Here is a 16,610-nt window from a genome sequence, read left to right as displayed (position 1 = left end):
GATCACCACACGTAGGCGAGGACTTCCCCACCCACGCCCTTCTGCTCGGCCTGGCGGTCCGTGAGGAGGCCCGACGAGGTGGACAGGATGGCAACGCCGAGGCCGCCGAGCACGCGGGGGAGCTCGCTCGACTTGGCGTACACGCGGAGGCCGGGCTTCGAGACACGCTTGATGCCGGCGATGGAGCGCTCACGGTTGGGGCCGTACTTGAGCGTCAGGGTGAGGTTCTTCCCGACGCGGGCGTCGGTCTCCTCCCAGTCCGCGATGTAACCCTCCTGCTTGAGGATCTCCGCGATGTGCGTCTTGAGCTTGCTCGACGGCAGGGTCACGGAGTCGTGGTGCGCCGAGTTCGCGTTGCGCAGCCGGGTCAGCATGTCTGCGACCGGGTCTGTCATGGTCATAAGAGTTGTCCTTTGTTCATGAGGTTTCGGCTGCCGTTACACGACAGACGACCTTCCACGACGTGGATGTGAGTGCGATCTTCTATTGTCCGCGAGAATGCCGGGCCCGGCAAAACCGGGACCCGGCATTCACAGCGGTTTACCCGAGACCTGGGTCTCAGGCGGCCTGCGTCGCCTTGTTGACGAAGGGGAAGCCGAGGTGGCGCAGGAGCGCGCGGCCCTCGTCGTCCGTCTTCGCCGTCGTGACGACGGTGATGTCGAAGCCGCGGACGCGATCGATCTTGTCCTGGTCGATCTCGTGGAAGATCGACTGCTCCTGCACACCGAAGGTGTAGTTGCCGTTCCCGTCGAACTGCGCGTCCGACAGGCCGCGGAAGTCGCGGATGCGGGGCAGGGCGAGCGAGATGAGGCGGTCCAGGAACTCCCACGCGCGGTCACCACGGAGGGTGACGTGCGCGCCGATGGCCTGACCCTCGCGCAGCTTGAACTGCGCGATCGACTTGCGGGCCTTCGTGACGTAGGGCTTCTGGCCGGTGATGAGCTCGAGGTCGCGGATGGCGCCCTCGATCACCTTGCTGTCGCGCGCGGCCTCGCCGACACCCGTGTTCACGACGACCTTGACCAGGCCGGGGACCTGCATGACGTTCGCGTAGCCGAACTCGTCCTGCAGCTTCTGGCGGATCTCCTCGCGGTAGACCCGCTTCAGGCGAGGCTGGATCTTGCCAGCCGTCGCAGCGGTGTCCGTGCTCATTCTCAGATGTCCTTACCCGACTTCTTCGCGTAGCGAACGCGAACAGTCTTCTTGACGCCGTCCTTGACCTGCTCCTCGAGACGGAAGCCGACACGGGTCGGCTTCTTCGTCTCGGGGTCCACCAGCGCGACGTTCGAGACGTGGATCGGGGCCTCAAAGGTCTCGATGCCACCGGTCTTGGTGCCACGCTGCGTCTGGCCGACGCGGTTGTGCTTGGTGATGAAGTTCACGCCCTCGACGACGACGCGGTTGCCGCCGTCGATGACCTCGAGGACCTTGCCCTGCTTGCCGCGGTCGCCGCCGCGGTCCTGCTTGGCACCGGTGATGACCTGAACCAGGTCGCCCTTCTTGATGTTCGGCATGGCTTACAGCACCTCCGGGGCGAGCGAGACGATCTTCATGAACCGGCGGTCACGCAGCTCGCGGCCGACCGGTCCGAAGATGCGCGTGCCGCGCGGCTCGCCGTCGTTCTTGAGGATGACGGCGGCGTTCTCGTCGAACTTGATGTACGAGCCGTCGGCGCGGCGCGTCTGCTTCACGGTGCGGACGACGACCGCCTTGACGACGTCACCCTTCTTGACGTTGCCGCCCGGGATCGCGTCCTTGACCGTCGCGACGATGGTGTCACCCACGCCCGCGTAGCGGCGGTTGGAGCCGCCGAGCACGCGGATGGTGAGCAGCTCCTTCGCGCCGGTGTTGTCGGCGACCTTGAGGCGGGATTCGTTCTGAATCATGGATTACTTCGCCTTCTCGAGGATCTCGACCAGGCGCCAGTTCTTCGTGGCGCTCAGCGGACGGGTCTCGTGGATCAGGACGAGGTCGCCGATGCCGGCGGTGTTCTGCTCGTCGTGCGCCTTCAGCTTCTTGGTGCGACGGATGACCTTGCCGTAGAGGGGGTGCTTCACGCGGTCCTCGACCTCGACGACGATCGTCTTGTCCATCTTGTCGCTGACGACGTAGCCGCGCGCCGACTTGCGGTAGCCGCGGGCGTTCTCGTCGCGCACGTCGTGCTCGCCGTGCTCCACGGTCTTCTTCTCGGTGGCCATCACTCAGCCTCTCCCTCGGCGACCGGAGTCTCCTCGGACTTCTTCGCCTTGCTCTTCTTGGCCTTCGCCGCGACCGGAGCGGGCGTGGCACGGATGCCGAGCTCACGCTCGCGGATCACGGTGTAGAGCCGCGCGATGTCGCGCTTGACGGCGCGGATGCGGCCGTGGCTCTCGAGCTGGCCCGTGGCCGACTGGAAGCGCAGGTTGAACAGCTCCTCCTTGGCCTTGCGCAGCTCCTCGACGAGGCGCTGGTCCTCGAACGTGTCGAGCTCGCTGATGGCGAGCTCCTTGGTGCCGATCGCCATTACGCGTCGCCCTCCTCGCGCTTGATGATGCGTGCCTTGAGAGGCAGCTTGTGAATGGCACGGGTCATGGCCTCACGAGCGAGCTGCTCGTTGACGCCGGCGACCTCGAAGAGGACGCGACCCGGCTTGACGTTGGCGACCCACCACTCCGGCGAGCCCTTACCCGAACCCATGCGGGTCTCGGCGGGCTTCTTCGTGAGCGGACGGTCGGGGTAGATGTTGATCCACACCTTGCCGCCACGCTTGATGTGACGCGTCATGGCGATACGAGCGGCCTCGATCTGACGGTTCGTCACGTACGCGGGCGTCAGGGCCTGGATGCCGAACTCACCGAAGGAGACCTTGGTGCCACCCGTCGCCTGACCATCCCGCTTGGGGTGGTGCTGCTTGCGGTACTTGACCTTGCGGGGGATGAGCATTACGCCGAAGCTCCTTCCGCGACCTTCGGGGCCGCGTCGTCACGACGCGGGCCGCGGCGGCCGCCACGGTCGCGAGCCGGCTTCATGTTGGCCTGCTCACGCGCGAGTTCCTTGTTGGTGAGGTCGCCCTTGTAGATCCAGACCTTCACGCCGATGCGGCCGAAGGTGGTCTTCGCCTCGTAGAAGCCGTAGTCGATGTTCGCGCGAAGCGTGTGCAGCGGCACACGACCCTCGCGGTAGAACTCCGAGCGGCTCATCTCCGCACCGCCGAGGCGGCCCGAGACCTGGATCCGGACGCCCTTGGCGCCGGCGCGCTGCGCACCCTGCAGACCCTTGCGCATCGCGCGGCGGAACGCCACGCGGGCGCTCAGCTGCTCGGCGATGCCCTGGGCGACCAGCTGAGCGTCGGCCTCGGGGTTCTTCACCTCGAGGATGTTCAGCTGGATCTGCTTCTTGGTGAGCTTCTCGAGCTCGCCGCGCAGACGCTCGGCCTCCTGCCCGCGGCGGCCGATGACGATGCCCGGGCGCGCGGTGTGGATGTCGACGCGCACGCGGTCGCGGGTGCGCTCGATCTCGATGCTGCTCACGCCGGCGCGGTCGAGCGTCGTCGTGAGGAGCTTGCGGATCTTGATGTCCTCGGCCACGTAGTCGGCGTACCGCTGACCCGGCTTGGTCGAGTCAGAGAACCAGCGCGAGACGTGGTCCGTGGTGATGCCGAGGCGGAAGCCGTACGGGTTGACCTTCTGGCCCATTACTTGCTCGCCTTCTTGTCAGCGCCGGCAGCGGCGGTCTCCGCGACCTCCGGCGTCGAGAGCACGACCGTGATGTGGCTCGTGCGCTTCTTGATCTGGAACGCGCGACCCTGGGCGCGGGGACGGAAGCGCTTGAGCGTCGTCCCCTCGTCCACGAAGGCGTTCTTCACGTACAGATCGCGCTGGTCCAGGTACTCGCCGTCGCGGTCGGCCTTCACCTGCGCGTTGGCCATAGCGGACTCAACGAGCTTGAAGATCGGCTCGGACGCCGCCTGCGGCGCGAACTTCAGGATCGCGAGGGCCTCTTCGGCCTGCTTGCCCTTGATGAGAGCGACGACACGACGAGCCTTCTGAGGGGTCACGCGGATGTGTCGCACGCGTGCGATGGACTCCACCATTTCTTCTCCTCTGCGTCACCGCGTCAGCGGCGACGGCCCTTCTTGTCGTCCTTCTCGTGGCCGCGGAAGGTGCGGGTGGGCGAGAACTCGCCCAGCTTGTGGCCGACCATGGACTCGGTCACGAACACGGGGATGTGCTTGCGACCGTCGTGCACGGCGATCGTGTGGCCCAGCATGGCCGGGACGATCATCGAGCGACGCGACCAGGTCTTGATGACGTTCTTCGTACCCGCCTCGTTCTGCGAGACAACCTTGCGAAGCAGGTGCTCGTCGACGAAGGGGCCCTTCTTCAGACTGCGTGGCATCTTCTTGACTCCTACTTGCGCTTCTTACCGGCGGTACGGCGACGCACGATGAGCTTGTCGCTTTCCTTGTTGGCGTGACGGGTACGGCCCTCGGCCTGGCCCCACGGGGAGACGGGGTGACGTCCACCGGAGGTCTTGCCCTCACCACCACCGTGCGGGTGGTCGACGGGGTTCATGGCGACACCACGCACGGTCGGGCGGACGCCCTTCCAGCGCTTGCGGCCGGCCTTGCCCCAGTTGATGTTCGACTGCTCGGAGTTGCCGACCTCGCCGATGGTGGCGCGGCAGCGGGCGTCGACGTTGCGGACCTCGCCCGACGGCAGACGCAGCTGCGCGTAGGGGCCGTCCTTGGCGACGAGACGCACCGCGGCACCGGCCGAACGCGCCATCTTCGCGCCGCCACCGGGGCGCAGCTCGATGGCGTGCACGACGGTACCGGTCGGGATGTTGCGCAGCGGCAGGTTGTTGCCGGGCTTGATGTCAGCGTTCGGGCCCGACTCGACGATGTCGCCCTGCTGCAGCTTGTTCGGCGCGAGGATGTAGCGCTTCGTGCCGTCCACGTAGTGCAGCAGCGCGATGCGCGCCGTGCGGTTGGGGTCGTACTCGATGTGAGCGACCTTGGCGTTCACGCCGTCCTTGTCGTCACGACGGAAGTCGATGACGCGGTACTGGCGCTTGTGACCGCCGCCGATGTGGCGGGTGGTGATGCGACCCTGGTTGTTACGACCGCCCGTCTTGGCGAGCGGACGCAGCAGCGACTTCTCCGGCGTCGACCGGGTGATCTCCGCGAAGTCGGCCACCGACGAGCCGCGACGACCGGGCGTCGTGGGCTTGTAGTTGCGAATAGCCATATTCGTTCTTCTCTCGTCCTTCGCAGGCGTCAGGCGACTGCCGTGAAGATGTCGATGGTGCCCGACTTGAGCGTGACGATCGCGCGCTTGGTGTCCTTGCGCTTGCCGATGCCGAAGCGGGTGCGGCGGGCCTTGCCGACGCGGTTGATCGTGTTCACCGAGGCGACCTTGACGTCGAAGATCTTCTCGATCGCGAGCTTGATCTCGGTCTTGTTCGCGCGGGGGTCCACCAGGAAGGTGTACTTGCCCTCGTCGATGAGCCCGTAGCTCTTCTCCGACACCACCGGCTTCAGGATGATGTCGCGCGGGTCCTTCTGCACGGCGGTCATGCCGAGGCCTCCTTCGTGGCGACCGTCTTGAACGCGACGAACGTGTCGAAGGCGGCCTTGGTGAAGACGATGTCGTCAGCGACGAGCACGTCGTAGGCGTTGAGCTGGTCCGGCGTGAGGACGTGCACGTTCTCGAGGTTGCGCACGCTCAGCCAGCCGTAGTCGTCCGAACGGTCGAGCACGACGAGGACCTTCTTCGACGGCGCGACCTCGGCGAGGTACTTCGCCGCGGCCTTCGTCGACGGGGCCTCGGTGCCGAAGGACTCGACCACGTGCAGGCGGCCGCCGCGCAGACGGTCGCTCAGCGCGCCCGCGAGGGCGGCGGCGATCATCTTCTTGGGGGTGCGCTGCGAGTAGTCGCGCGGCTTCGGGCCGTGGACGATACCACCGCCGCGGTGCTCGGGCTGGCGGATCGAGCCCTGACGCGAACGGCCGGTGCCCTTCTGCTTGAACGGCTTGGCGCCGGTGCCCGAGACCTCACCGCGACGCTTGGTCGAGTGGGTGCCCTGGCGAGCCGCCGCGAGCTGCGCGACGACGACCTGGTGGATCAGCGGGATGTTCGTCTTGACGTCGAACACCGAGGCGGGCAGCTCGACCGAGCCGGCCTTCTTGCCGTCGGTGCCGCGGACGTCGAGAGCGAGAGTCGAGTCAGCCATCTAACTCAGGCCCCCTTCACAGCGTTGCGGACGTACACGGTGCGGCCGCGCGCGCCGGGGACGGCGCCCTTGACGAGCAGCAGACCCTTCTCGGCGTCGACGGCGTGGACCGTGAGGTTGAGGACGGTCACGCGCTCCTGGCCCATGCGGCCGGCCATGCGCATGCCCTTGAAGACACGGCTCGGGGTCGACGAGGCGCCGATCGAACCGGGCTTGCGGTGGTTGCGGTGCGCACCGTGCGAGGCGGAGACGCCCTTGAAGTTGTGGCGCTTCATGACACCCGCGGTGCCCTTACCCTTGCTCGTGCCGACGACGTCGACGAGCTGGCCGGCCTCGAAGGTCGCGTCCACCGTGAGCTCCTGACCGAGTGAGTAGTCAGCGGCGTCGGCGGTGCGGATCTCGGTGAGGTGACGGCGCGGGGTGACGCCCGCGGCCTCGAAGTGGGCCGTGAGGGGCTTGTTCACCTTGCGGGGGTCGATCGCGCCCGCGGCGATCTGGATGGCGTTGTAGCCGTCCTTCTCGGGCGTGCGGACCTGGGTGACGACGTTCGGCTGGATCTCGATCACCGTGACGGGGATGAGCTTGCCGTTCTCGTTCCACACCTGGGTCATGCCGAGCTTCTTGCCGAGCAGACCCTTCGAAGTCTTCGTGTTGATGTCAGCCATGTCGAACCTCAGAGCTTGATCTCGATGTTGACGTCGGCCGGGAGGTCCAGACGCATGAGCGAGTCGACCGCCTTCGGGGTGGGGTCGACGATGTCGATGAGGCGCTTGTGGGTGCGCATCTCGAAGTGCTCGCGGCTGTCCTTGTACTTGTGGGGCGAACGGATCACGGTGACCACGTTCTTCTCGGTCGGAAGGGGCACGGGGCCCACGACCTGGGCGCCCGCGCGCGTGACCGTGTCGACGATCTTGCGCGCCGAGGTGTCGATGACCTCGTGGTCATACGACTTCAGGCGAATGCGGATCTTCTGTCCCGCCATCTATCTCTCACTCTCTTCAGCGTCATACCTCACGGGCATTGGACGCGCGTACCCTCCGGATACCCTTCGGGCCTCTGTTCACATGTCAGCCCCACGGGCGCGCGGCAAGAAGCCGAGCAAGTGGGTGTGTGATCGTTTCCCTGCCCGCGGCCCAGAACCCTGCACCGGATCCGAAGATCCCCGTGCCGTCTGTGCACTTTCGTGACAGTGATCCCGCCGCGCGTGATCGCACGCGGGAATGTGGAACCTGTCTATTCTGCCATCGCGCGGGATGTTCCTGCAAGCCGGGCGTGTCGCGCCGCGAACCGCGTCATTCCGCGGCTCACCGCGCGGTCGATGCGCGCCATCAGGTCACTCTCAGGCGTTGGCCTTCGCCCGCGCCCGCTCGCCACCGGAGGGGCGCGCCACCGCCCGTTCACCCGCCGGAGGCGTGCGGTTCACTGCGCCCTGGCTGACTGTCCGCGGAGCGTGGGCACGGCGGGCACCCGTTAGCGTTGTGGGGGCGATCGTCCGTCCCCTCGCCCGCGCGCACAGACACGCGGATCGGGAGGGCATGAAGAAGGAGACTGGTGTGAGGATCTCGGTCATCGGGTGCGGCTATCTCGGCGCGGTCCACGCTGCGGCCATGGCGTCACTCGGACACGACGTGGTGGGCATCGACGTGGACGAGGCGAAGGTCGCCACACTGTCGGCGGGCAAGACGCCCTTCTTCGAGCCGGGGCTGGCCGACATCCTCAAGGCCGGCGTCGACTCCGGCCGGCTGCGCTTCTCCACGAGCTTTGCCGCGGCGGCCGATGCGCGCGTGCACTTCATCGGCGTCGGCACGCCGCAGCGCAAGGACACCGGCGCGGCCGACCTCACGTACGTCGATGCCGCCATCGCTTCGCTGAAGCCGTACCTCGCGCCCGGCTCCCTCGTCGCCGGCAAGTCCACGGTGCCCGTCGGCACGGCGGCTCGGCTGACGGAGGAGATCCGCGACACGGGCGCCCATCTCGCCTGGAATCCGGAGTTCCTGCGCGAGGGCTTCGCGGTGCGCGACACGGTCGACCCCGACCGACTGGTCTACGGCGTCACCGAGGAGACGGGCGCGGAAGACGTGGCGCTCCTCGACGAGGTGTACGCGACGATCCTCGCAAAGGGCACCCCGCGCCTGGTCATGAACCAGCCGACGGCGGAGCTCGTGAAGATCTCGGCGAACTCCTTCCTCGCGACGAAGATCTCGTTCATCAACGCCATGGCCGAGATCGCCGAGGTCACGGGTGCCGACGTGACGCAGCTCGCCGATGCGATCGGTTATGACGCGCGCATCGGCCGTCGGTTCCTCAACGCCGGCGTCGGGTTCGGCGGCGGCTGCCTCCCGAAGGACATTCGGGCGTTCGTCGCGCGCGCCGACGAGCTGGGACGGGGCGAGTCGCTCGCCTTCCTCCGCGAGATCGACGAGATCAACCTGCGCCGGCGGCAGCGGCTGGTCGACCTGGTGGTCGATTCGTTCGACGGGCAGGTCTTCGGTCGCCGCGTCGCCGTGCTGGGCCTCGCCTTCAAGCCTGACAGCGACGATATCCGCGACTCCCCCGCGCTCGATGTTGCCGTGCGACTGAAGGGCTTGGGCGCCGAGGTGGTCTCGTACGACCCCGAGGCGATGGACAACGCCCGGAGGATGCACCCGCAGCTGGCCTACGCCGACTCGCTCGACGCGGCTGTCGAGGGCGCGGAGGCGATCGCGATCGTGACCGAATGGAAGCAGTTCAAGGAACTCGACCCGGCCGACACCGCGGGCAAGGTGTCACGACCGTTCGTGTTCGACGGCCGGAACGTGCTCGATCCCGTCGCCTGGCGCGACGCGGGCTGGACCTACACCGGGATGGGGCGCGTCTGACGCGACCGGAGTGATGGCGGCGGACGCGCGACAGGCTTCGGGCTACCGGCCCGACATCGAGGGTCTGCGCGCGCTCGCCGTCGCGGCGGTCGTGCTGTTCCACGCCGGCGCCGTGGCGCTGCCCGGCGGTTACGTCGGCGTGGACGTCTTCTTCGTCATCTCCGGCTACCTCATCACGCGGCAGGTCGTCGGGGGCACGCAGCGCGGGTCGTTCTCGTTCGTCGAGTTCTTCCTGCGTCGTGTGCGCCGGCTGCTGCCCGCGGCCCTCGCCACGGCGATCCTCACGACCGTCTTCGCTGCGGCCCTGCTGCCGCCGTTCCGACTCGCCGAGATCGCGCAGTCCGCGGCGGCAACCGCGGTGTCGATCGCGAACATCCACTTCTGGCTGAGGTCCGGGTACTGGGCACCGGAGTCCGAGAATCAGCCGCTGCTGCACATGTGGTCGCTCAGCGCCGAGGAGCAGTTCTACCTCGTCTGGCCGCTCCTGCTCGTCGCGCTGGTGACGACGCGTGCGCGGCGCTGGGCCCTGCCGATCCTCGTCGCGGGCACTGCGCTTTCGATCGTCGTCACGGCGTGGGCGACGGACCAGTGGCCGGCCGCGGCCTTCTACCTCACGCCGTTCCGCGCCTTCGAGTTCGCGCTGGGCGCGATGTGCGTGTGGCTGGATCGGCTCGCCTGGCCGCGCGGGCGCGTCGCGGGCGTGGCACGGGCGGGAGCCTGGCTCTCCGGCCTCGCCCTCATCCTGTGGGCGGTCCTGGCATTCGACGAGGCGGGGACCGACTTCCCGGGTCTCGCCGCCGTCGTCCCCACCGCCGGGACGGCGCTCGTCATCGCCGCGCGGCGTCCGGCGCTGCTGGATCGTGCGCTGAGCAATCCGGTCATGACGTACGTCGGGCTGCGCTCGTACAGCCTCTATCTCGTGCACTGGCCCGTGCTCGTCTATGCCCGCGACCTCACCGAGCGGGTCTCGCTCCCGCTCACGCTCGCGCTCCTCGCCCTGATGGTGCTGCTCGCCGAGGCGATGTACCGCTTCATCGAGCGTCCCTTGCGCGTGCACGGTACGGGAGTGCGGGCGAGCGCCGTCGCGGCCTGGCGCCGCTTCGGCCGGCTCGCCGCGCCCGTGCTCGGGCTCGCGGTCGTCACGGGCGCCGTAGCGCTCGGCACGGCGGCCGCCGCGTCGGCGCCCAGCGCCTACTCCGTGGAGGTGCGCGCGGTCGCCTCGCTGAGCACCGAATCGGTGAACGCGGGACGCTTCTCCCTCGCCGATGACATCTGCGGCGGCGCCGACCCGCTCGTGTGTGGCGAACCGGTGGGAGATGCCCACAACGTCCTCGTGCTGGGGGACTCGTTCGGGCCCGACGGTCTCAACGTCGTCTCCCGCCTCGCGCCCGATGCCAACTTCCTCATCGCCTCACAGGCCGGCTGTCCCCCGCTTCGCGACCTGCGCCGGTCGGACTACGTCTACGAGCCTTGCCCGGAGATGAACGACGAGCGGTTCGCGCAGCTCGAGCGCCTGGCGCCGCGGCTCGACGTGATCGTCGTCGCCATGCGCCTCGATGAGGGGGCGGAGAACCGCGTCGCTTCCACGATCGAGTGGCTGCGGGCGCTCGGGCCACGGGTCGTGGTGCTGGGCGTGGGGCCGCAGTTCGGCGCGCCGGTGTGGCAGACCGTGCTCGCGCACAACCGTCTCGACGGCCTCGGCCGCGTGCTCCACGACGACATCGACATCCCCCGCGCGCTCGACGACGCGTACGCGCGCCTCACGGCGCAGGCCGGTGGTCACTACCTGCCGCGCTGGGACGTGATGTGCTCGGACGAGGCGTGTCGCGCGTCGGCCAGCGCCGATCTGGCGGATCTCATGATGTACGACTCCGCCCACCTCACGGGGCCCGGTGCGGCCGCGACCGGCGACCACCTCGCGCGCGACCCGGAGCTCGTCGCGCTGTTCCGCTGAGACGCGCAACGAGCCGCGCCGCCGGGGAACACGAAAGCGGGGCCGGATCCGAGGATCCGACCCCGCTTCGCAGCGAGTTCCGGGGAACTTACTTGATGATCTTGGTCACCGTGCCGGCGCCGACGGTGCGGCCACCCTCACGGATCGCGAAGCCGAGGCCCTCCTCCATGGCGATCGGCTGGATGAGCTCGACCGTCATGTCCGTGGTGTCGCCGGGCATGACCATCTCGGTGCCCTCGGGCAGCGTGATGACGCCGGTGACGTCCGTGGTGCGGAAGTAGAACTGCGGGCGGTAGTTCGTGTAGAAGGGGTTGTGACGGCCACCCTCGTCCTTCGAGAGGATGTACGCCGTGCCCTCGAAGTTCGTGTGCGGCGTGACCGAACCCGGCTTCACGACGACCTGGCCGCGCTCGACGTCCTCACGCTTGAGGCCGCGGAGCAGCAGACCGCAGTTCTCGCCGGCCCAGGCCTCGTCGAGCTGCTTGTGGAACATCTCGATGCCCGTGACCGTGGTCTTCTGCGTCGGGCGGATGCCGACGATCTCGACCTCGGAGTTGATGGCGAGCGTGCCACGCTCGGCGCGGCCCGTCACGACGGTGCCACGACCGGTGATGGTGAAGACGTCCTCGATCGGCATGAGGAACGGCTTGTCCTTGTCACGCACCGGGTCGGGGATGTTCTCGTCCACGGCCTCCATGAGGTCGAGGATCGACTGCGTCCACTTCTCGTCGCCCTCGAGAGCCTTCAGGCCCGAGACGCGAACGACGGGGGCGTTGTCGCCATCGAAGTCCTGCGACGAGAGCAGCTCGCGCACCTCGAGCTCGACGAGCTCCAGGATCTCCTCGTCGTCGACCATGTCGGCCTTGTTCAGGGCGACGAGCAGGTACGGCACGCCGACCTGCTTGGCGAGCAGCACGTGCTCACGCGTCTGAGCCATGGGACCGTCGGTCGCGGCGACCACGAGGATCGCGCCGTCCATCTGGGCGGCACCCGTGATCATGTTCTTGATGTAGTCCGCGTGACCCGGGGCGTCGACGTGAGCGTAGTGACGCTTCGGGGTCTCGTACTCGACGTGCGAGATGTTGATCGTGATACCGCGCTGACGCTCCTCGGGGGCCGAGTCGATCGAGCTGAAGTCGCGGACGACGTTGACATCCGACGGGTACTTGTCCGCGAGCACCTTCGAGATCGCGGCGGTGAGCGTCGTCTTGCCGTGGTCGACGTGACCGATCGTTCCGATGTTCACGTGCGGCTTGGTCCGCTCGAACTTGGCCTTAGCCACTGGGTCCTCCTCAGGACGGTCGTTGTCACAGCGCCGGGCACCGGTTTGCGACCGGCCTGCAACGGGGATGGTTCTCAGTCTAGTAGAGAGATTCGGTGTGAAGTTTTGATGGCGGGGCCGCTGCGTAGCGACCCCGCCGGGCCAGGGGGCTCGGGCGGATTACTCGCCCTTGCCCTTCTGGATGATCTCGTCGGCCACGGCCTTCGGGACCTCGGCGTAGCTGTCGAACTCCATCGAGTACACGGCGCGGCCCGAGGTCTTCGAGCGCAGGTCGCCGATGTAGCCGAACATGCTCGACAGCGGGACGAGGGCCTTGACGACCTTGACGCCCTGAGCGTCCTCCATCGACTGCACCTGACCGCGGCGCGAGTTCAGGTCGCCGATGACGTCGCCCATGTACTCCTCGGGAGTACGCACCTCGACCGCCATGAGCGGCTCGAGGAGGACGGGGTTCGCCTTGCGGACGGCCTCCTTGAAGCCCATCGAACCGGCGATCTTGAACGCCATCTCCGACGAGTCGACGTCGTGCGAGGCGCCGTCGACCAGGGTGGCCTTCACGCCCACCATGGGGTAGCCGGCGAGCACGCCGACGTTCATGGCGTCCTGGAAGCCCTGGTTGGTCGGCTCGATGTACTCGCGCGGGATGCGACCACCGGTGACCTCGTTGACGAACTCGTAGGTCTTGTCCGCCGTGACCTCGAGGGGCTCCAGCTTGAACTGGATCTTGGCGAACTGACCCGAGCCACCCGTCTGCTTCTTGTGGGTGTAGTCGTGGCGCTCGACGGTCTTGCGGATCGTCTCGCGGTAGGCCACCCGCGGCTTGCCGACGTTCGCCTCGACCTTGAACTCGCGCTTCATGCGGTCCACGAGGATGTCGAGGTGCAGCTCGCCCATGCCCTTGACCGTGGTCTGGCCGGTCTCGGGGTTGTTCTCGACGCGGAACGTCGGGTCCTCCTCCGCGAGCTTCTGGATCGCCAGACCCAGCTTCTCCTGGTCGGCCTTCGTCTTCGGCTCGATGGCGACCTCGATGACCGGCTCCGGGAACGTCATCGACTCGAGGACCACCTGGTTGTCGGCGTCCGAGAGCGTGTCGCCCGTGGTCGTGTCCTTGAGGCCGATGACGGCGTAGATGTGGCCGGCGGTGACGCGGTCGACCGGGTTCTCCTTGTTGGCGTGCATCTGGAAGATCTTCCCGATGCGCTCCTTCTTGCCCTTGGTGGAGTTCACCACCTGAGCACCCGACTCGAGGTGACCCGAGTACACGCGGATGTAGGTGAGGCGACCGAAGAACGGGTGCGACACGACCTTGAACGCGAGGGCCGCGAACGGCTCGTCGGCGCTGGCGTGGCGCTCGATGATCTTCTCCTCGTCCTTCGGGTCGTGCGCCTCGATGGCGGGCACGTCGAGGGGCGAGGGGAGGTAGTCGATGACCGCGTCGAGCATCGGCTGCACGCCGCGGTTCTTGAACGCCGAGCCGCAGAGCACCGGGTAGGCGTCGCCGGCGATCGTGAGCTTGCGGATGGCGCCCTTGATCTCGTCGATCGTGAGCTCCTCACCGCCGAAGTACTTCTCGAGCAGCGCCTCGTCGGTCTCGGCGACCGCCTCGAGCAGCTTCTCGCGGTACTCCGCAGCCTTGTCGGCCAGGTCGGCCGGGATCTCGGTGACGTCGTACTTGGCGCCCATCGTCACGTCACCCTTGGCGTCGCCGGGCCACACCTTGGCGTTCATCTCGACGAGGTCGATGACGCCTACGAAGTCGTTCTCGGCGCCGATCGGCAGCTGCAGCACGAGCGGCGTCGCCTTCAGGCGGTTGATGATGGTGTCGACCGTGAAGTAGAAGTCGGCGCCCAGCTTGTCCATCTTGTTGACGAAGCAGATGCGGGGCACGTTGTACTTGTCGGCCTGGCGCCACACCGTCTCCGACTGCGGCTCCACACCCTCCTTGCCGTCGAAGACCGCGACGGCGCCGTCGAGCACGCGCAGGGAGCGCTCGACCTCGACCGTGAAGTCCACGTGGCCGGGGGTGTCGATGATGTTGATCTGGTTCTTGTTCCAGAAGCACGTCACAGCAGCGGACGTGATCGTGATGCCACGCTCCTGCTCCTGCTCCATCCAGTCGGTCGTCGCGCCACCATCGTGCGTCTCGCCGATCTTGTGGTTGACACCCGTGTAGAACAGGATGCGCTCGGTCGTCGTCGTCTTGCCGGCATCGATGTGCGCCATGATGCCGATGTTGCGGACCTTCTTGAGGTCGGTGAGCACTTCCTGTGCCACGGGCGTTTCCTTACGTTGTCGCAGGTGAATCTGAGAGCCGGTTCCGGATGACCGTGGTTCCGATCATCCGGAACCGGCGTGAATGGGTGGTTACCAGCGGTAGTGCGCGAAGGCCTTGTTCGACTCGGCCATCTTGTGCGTGTCCTCGCGACGCTTCACGGCGGCGCCGAGGCCGTTCGAGGCGTCGAGGATCTCGTTCATGAGACGCTCGGTCATCGTCTTCTCACGACGACCCTTGGCGTAGCTCACCAGCCACCGCAGCGCGAGCGTGTTCGCGCGGTGCGGCTTGACCTCGACCGGCACCTGGTAGGTCGAGCCGCCGACGCGGCGGCTGCGGACCTCGAGGGTGGGGCGGACGTTGTCGAGCGCCTTCTTGAGCACGGCGACGGCGTCCTGGCCGCTCTTGGCCTCGACGCCGCGGAGGGCGCCGTAGACGATCGACTCGGCGAGCGACTTCTTGCCGTCGACGAGGATCTTGTTCACGAGCTGCGTGACGACGGGTGCGCCGTAGACCGGGTCGTTGACGACGGGGCGCTTCGGGGCGGGTCCCTTACGAGGCATGGGTATCAGCCCTTCTTCGCGCCGTAGCGGCTGCGCGCCTGCTGACGGTTCTTGACGGCCTGGGTGTCGAGCGCACCGCGGACGATCTTGTAGCGGACACCGGGGAGGTCCTTCACACGACCACCGCGGACCAGCACGAGCGAGTGCTCCTGCAGGTTGTGGCCCTCGCCGGGGATGTAGGCGGTGACCTCGGTGCCGTTGCGGAGCTTCACACGGGCGACCTTGCGCATGGCCGAGTTCGGCTTCTTGGGCGTGGTCGTGTAGACGCGGGTGCAGACACCCGCCTGCTGGGGGTTCGCCTTCAGGGCGGGAGCCTTGGTCTTGGTGACCTTCGGCTTACGGCCCTTGCGAACCAACTGCTGAATGGTTGGCACGTTCTCTCCTGGTTCAGTGCTGCACGGTGACAGCGCGTGAGTTTCACGCAGACCCACCGAGACACCGGCGGACCGGAGGAATCGTGATGGTGGGTATGCCGTGGGGGTGGACTGTTCGCAGCCCGGTCCCTGTGCGATGCTCCGCCCGTCTCGTCTGTGCCGAGACACGACACGAGGGCGCGCAGAAACACGCACGTCACTATGTTACGCGCCCTGACGTGATAAGGGCAAACGGGCGCGGTCCCCGGCGCCGGCGCCCGTCAGTCGAGGAAGATGTCGGGGAACAGTGCGTCGTCGGGGGTGCCGGGCACGGCCGCATAGCGCGAGAAGTCGGTCACGCCGGCCGCTTCGAGCACCTCCTCGACGATGAGGGTCTGGCCGGTGCACTCGCGCGCCGGTCGCGTGAGCACCTCGTACGCGGCGTCGGCGTAGATCTCGGGCGTGCGGCTGGCGGCCATCATCCGATCGCCGCCGAGACCGTACTGCACCGCGGCGGTGGCGATCGTGGTGCGCGGCCACAGGCAGTTCGCGGCGACGCCGTCCGGCGCGAACTCCGCCGCGATGCCGAGGGTGGCCATCGTCATGCCGTACTTCGCGATCGTGTAGCCGGTGTGCGCGCCCAGCCACTTGGGGGTGAGCGTGAGCGGCGGCGAGAGCGACAGGATGTGCGGGTTCTCGGACTCCCTCAGGATGGGCAACGCGGCGCGCGAGAGCATGAAGGTGCCGCGCACGTTGACGTCCTGCATGAGGTCGTACTTCTTGGCCGTCAGGTCGAGCGTGCGCGAGAGGTCGAGCACCGAGGCGTTGTTCACGACGATGTCGATCCCGCCGAACTCGCCCTGCGTCATCAGCACCGCCTCGGCGATGTCGTCGTCGTTGCGCACGTCGCCGACGATCGGCAGGGCCTGACCGCCCGCCTCGCGGATCCGATCCGCCGCACTGTGCACCGTGCCCTCGAGCTTGGGGTGCGGCGTGTCGGTCTTCGCGAGGAGCGCCACGTTGGCACCGTCCCGCGCGGCGCGCAGGGCGATCGCGAGGCCGATGCCGCGACTCCCGCCCGACATCAGAATGGTCTTTCCTGCCAGGGTCATCCT

General features: G+C 67.5%; 22 protein-coding genes. 2 read left to right on the top strand and 20 right to left on the bottom strand.

The genetic code is table 11. From position 1 onward, the window contains the following. Positions 1 to 2: 2 nt before the first annotated feature. The 15 genes from rpsH to rpsJ all read right to left on the bottom strand — a co-directional run bounded on the left by rpsH (position 3) and on the right by rpsJ (position 7,195). Positions 3 to 401, bottom strand: a complete 399-nt coding sequence (gene rpsH / locus N8N77_RS11855) for a 30S ribosomal protein S8 (RefSeq protein WP_261167071.1) — start codon at positions 399 to 401, stop codon at positions 3 to 5. A gap of 157 nt (positions 402 to 558) precedes the next feature. After that, positions 559 to 1,152 carry a 50S ribosomal protein L5 gene (rplE, locus tag N8N77_RS11850; protein WP_261167070.1) on the bottom strand — a complete coding sequence of 198 codons (594 nt, stop codon included), beginning with the start codon at positions 1,150 to 1,152 and terminating at the stop codon, positions 559 to 561. Between the two features lie 2 nt (positions 1,153 to 1,154). Continuing rightward, a complete protein-coding gene (rplX, locus tag N8N77_RS11845; protein WP_261167069.1) occupies positions 1,155 to 1,514 on the bottom strand; it encodes a 50S ribosomal protein L24 in 360 nt (119 codons plus the stop codon). A gap of 3 nt (positions 1,515 to 1,517) precedes the next feature. Continuing rightward, entirely contained in the window at positions 1,518 to 1,886 is a 369-nt protein-coding gene (gene rplN / locus N8N77_RS11840) for a 50S ribosomal protein L14 (RefSeq protein ID WP_261167068.1), read from the bottom strand. 3 nt (positions 1,887 to 1,889) lie between these two features. Then, on the bottom strand, positions 1,890 to 2,198 hold the full coding sequence (gene rpsQ / locus N8N77_RS11835; protein ID WP_261167067.1) for a 30S ribosomal protein S17: 309 nt from the start codon (positions 2,196 to 2,198) through the stop codon (positions 1,890 to 1,892). After that, positions 2,198 to 2,503 (bottom strand): 50S ribosomal protein L29, encoded by a 306-nt coding sequence (rpmC, locus tag N8N77_RS11830; protein WP_261167066.1) that lies wholly within the window; start codon positions 2,501 to 2,503, stop codon positions 2,198 to 2,200. Before rpmC ends, rpsQ begins: the two co-directional genes overlap by 1 nt. After that, positions 2,503 to 2,922 carry a 50S ribosomal protein L16 gene (rplP, locus tag N8N77_RS11825; protein ID WP_261167065.1) on the bottom strand — a complete coding sequence of 140 codons (420 nt, stop codon included), beginning with the start codon at positions 2,920 to 2,922 and terminating at the stop codon, positions 2,503 to 2,505. Before rplP ends, rpmC begins: the two co-directional genes overlap by 1 nt. After that, entirely contained in the window at positions 2,922 to 3,674 is a 753-nt protein-coding gene (gene rpsC, locus N8N77_RS11820; protein ID WP_261167064.1) for a 30S ribosomal protein S3, read from the bottom strand. Before rpsC ends, rplP begins: the two co-directional genes overlap by 1 nt. Then, positions 3,674 to 4,072, bottom strand: coding sequence for a 50S ribosomal protein L22 (rplV, locus tag N8N77_RS11815; RefSeq protein ID WP_261167063.1), 399 nt, complete (start codon positions 4,070 to 4,072; stop codon positions 3,674 to 3,676). The genes rpsC and rplV overlap by 1 nt, the downstream gene beginning before the upstream one ends. Before the next feature lie 23 nt (positions 4,073 to 4,095). Then, positions 4,096 to 4,377: a 30S ribosomal protein S19 gene (rpsS, locus tag N8N77_RS11810; RefSeq protein WP_261167062.1), complete on the bottom strand. Its 282-nt coding sequence runs from the start codon at positions 4,375 to 4,377 to the stop codon at positions 4,096 to 4,098. A gap of 11 nt (positions 4,378 to 4,388) precedes the next feature. Further along, positions 4,389 to 5,228 carry a 50S ribosomal protein L2 gene (gene rplB, locus N8N77_RS11805; protein ID WP_261167061.1) on the bottom strand — a complete coding sequence of 280 codons (840 nt, stop codon included), beginning with the start codon at positions 5,226 to 5,228 and terminating at the stop codon, positions 4,389 to 4,391. Between the two features lie 29 nt (positions 5,229 to 5,257). Beyond that, positions 5,258 to 5,557, bottom strand: a complete 300-nt coding sequence (gene rplW, locus N8N77_RS11800; RefSeq protein ID WP_261167060.1) for a 50S ribosomal protein L23 — start codon at positions 5,555 to 5,557, stop codon at positions 5,258 to 5,260. Beyond that, the gene (gene rplD, locus N8N77_RS11795) at positions 5,554 to 6,213 is read right to left on the bottom strand and encodes a 50S ribosomal protein L4 (protein WP_261167059.1); all 660 of its coding nucleotides are present in this window, start codon (positions 6,211 to 6,213) and stop codon (positions 5,554 to 5,556) included. Before rplD ends, rplW begins: the two co-directional genes overlap by 4 nt. 5 nt (positions 6,214 to 6,218) lie before the next feature. Continuing rightward, a complete protein-coding gene (gene rplC, locus N8N77_RS11790; RefSeq protein WP_261167058.1) occupies positions 6,219 to 6,878 on the bottom strand; it encodes a 50S ribosomal protein L3 in 660 nt (219 codons plus the stop codon). An 8-nt stretch (positions 6,879 to 6,886) separates the two neighbouring features. Further along, positions 6,887 to 7,195: a 30S ribosomal protein S10 gene (rpsJ, locus tag N8N77_RS11785; RefSeq protein ID WP_261167057.1), complete on the bottom strand. Its 309-nt coding sequence runs from the start codon at positions 7,193 to 7,195 to the stop codon at positions 6,887 to 6,889. 571 nt (positions 7,196 to 7,766) lie between these two features. On the opposite strand from rpsJ, the gene N8N77_RS11780 reads away from it, so the two are divergent. Both N8N77_RS11780 and N8N77_RS11775 read left to right on the top strand, forming a co-directional pair. Further along, positions 7,767 to 9,071 (top strand): UDP-glucose/GDP-mannose dehydrogenase family protein, encoded by a 1,305-nt coding sequence (locus N8N77_RS11780; RefSeq protein ID WP_261167056.1) that lies wholly within the window; start codon positions 7,767 to 7,769, stop codon positions 9,069 to 9,071. A 13-nt stretch (positions 9,072 to 9,084) separates the two neighbouring features. After that, positions 9,085 to 11,025 (top strand): acyltransferase family protein, encoded by a 1,941-nt coding sequence (locus tag N8N77_RS11775; RefSeq protein WP_261167055.1) that lies wholly within the window; start codon positions 9,085 to 9,087, stop codon positions 11,023 to 11,025. Positions 11,026 to 11,113: 88 nt separating this feature from the next. Here N8N77_RS11775 and tuf read toward each other — a convergent pair whose 3' ends face one another. From tuf to N8N77_RS11750, 5 genes are all read right to left on the bottom strand, one after another. Further along, positions 11,114 to 12,307 (bottom strand): elongation factor Tu, encoded by a 1,194-nt coding sequence (gene tuf / locus N8N77_RS11770; protein ID WP_261167054.1) that lies wholly within the window; start codon positions 12,305 to 12,307, stop codon positions 11,114 to 11,116. Between the two features lie 159 nt (positions 12,308 to 12,466). Then, a complete protein-coding gene (gene fusA / locus N8N77_RS11765) occupies positions 12,467 to 14,581 on the bottom strand; it encodes an elongation factor G (protein WP_261167053.1) in 2,115 nt (704 codons plus the stop codon). 90 nt (positions 14,582 to 14,671) lie between these two features. Next, positions 14,672 to 15,142 (bottom strand): 30S ribosomal protein S7, encoded by a 471-nt coding sequence (rpsG, locus tag N8N77_RS11760; RefSeq protein WP_261167052.1) that lies wholly within the window; start codon positions 15,140 to 15,142, stop codon positions 14,672 to 14,674. 5 nt (positions 15,143 to 15,147) lie between these two features. Continuing rightward, positions 15,148 to 15,516 (bottom strand): 30S ribosomal protein S12, encoded by a 369-nt coding sequence (gene rpsL / locus N8N77_RS11755; RefSeq protein ID WP_067024840.1) that lies wholly within the window; start codon positions 15,514 to 15,516, stop codon positions 15,148 to 15,150. A 260-nt stretch (positions 15,517 to 15,776) separates the two neighbouring features. Continuing rightward, the gene (locus N8N77_RS11750; RefSeq protein WP_261167051.1) at positions 15,777 to 16,607 is read right to left on the bottom strand and encodes an NAD(P)-dependent oxidoreductase; all 831 of its coding nucleotides are present in this window, start codon (positions 16,605 to 16,607) and stop codon (positions 15,777 to 15,779) included. Between the last annotated feature and the right edge of the window lie 3 nt (positions 16,608 to 16,610).

The organism is Microbacterium sp. Marseille-Q6965 (assembly GCF_946151065.1).
In the GTDB taxonomy this organism is placed as follows: domain Bacteria; phylum Actinomycetota; class Actinomycetes; order Actinomycetales; family Microbacteriaceae; genus Microbacterium.
Note: the sequence above shows the minus strand (reverse complement) of the source record. Positions and strands in the feature narration are given on the sequence as shown.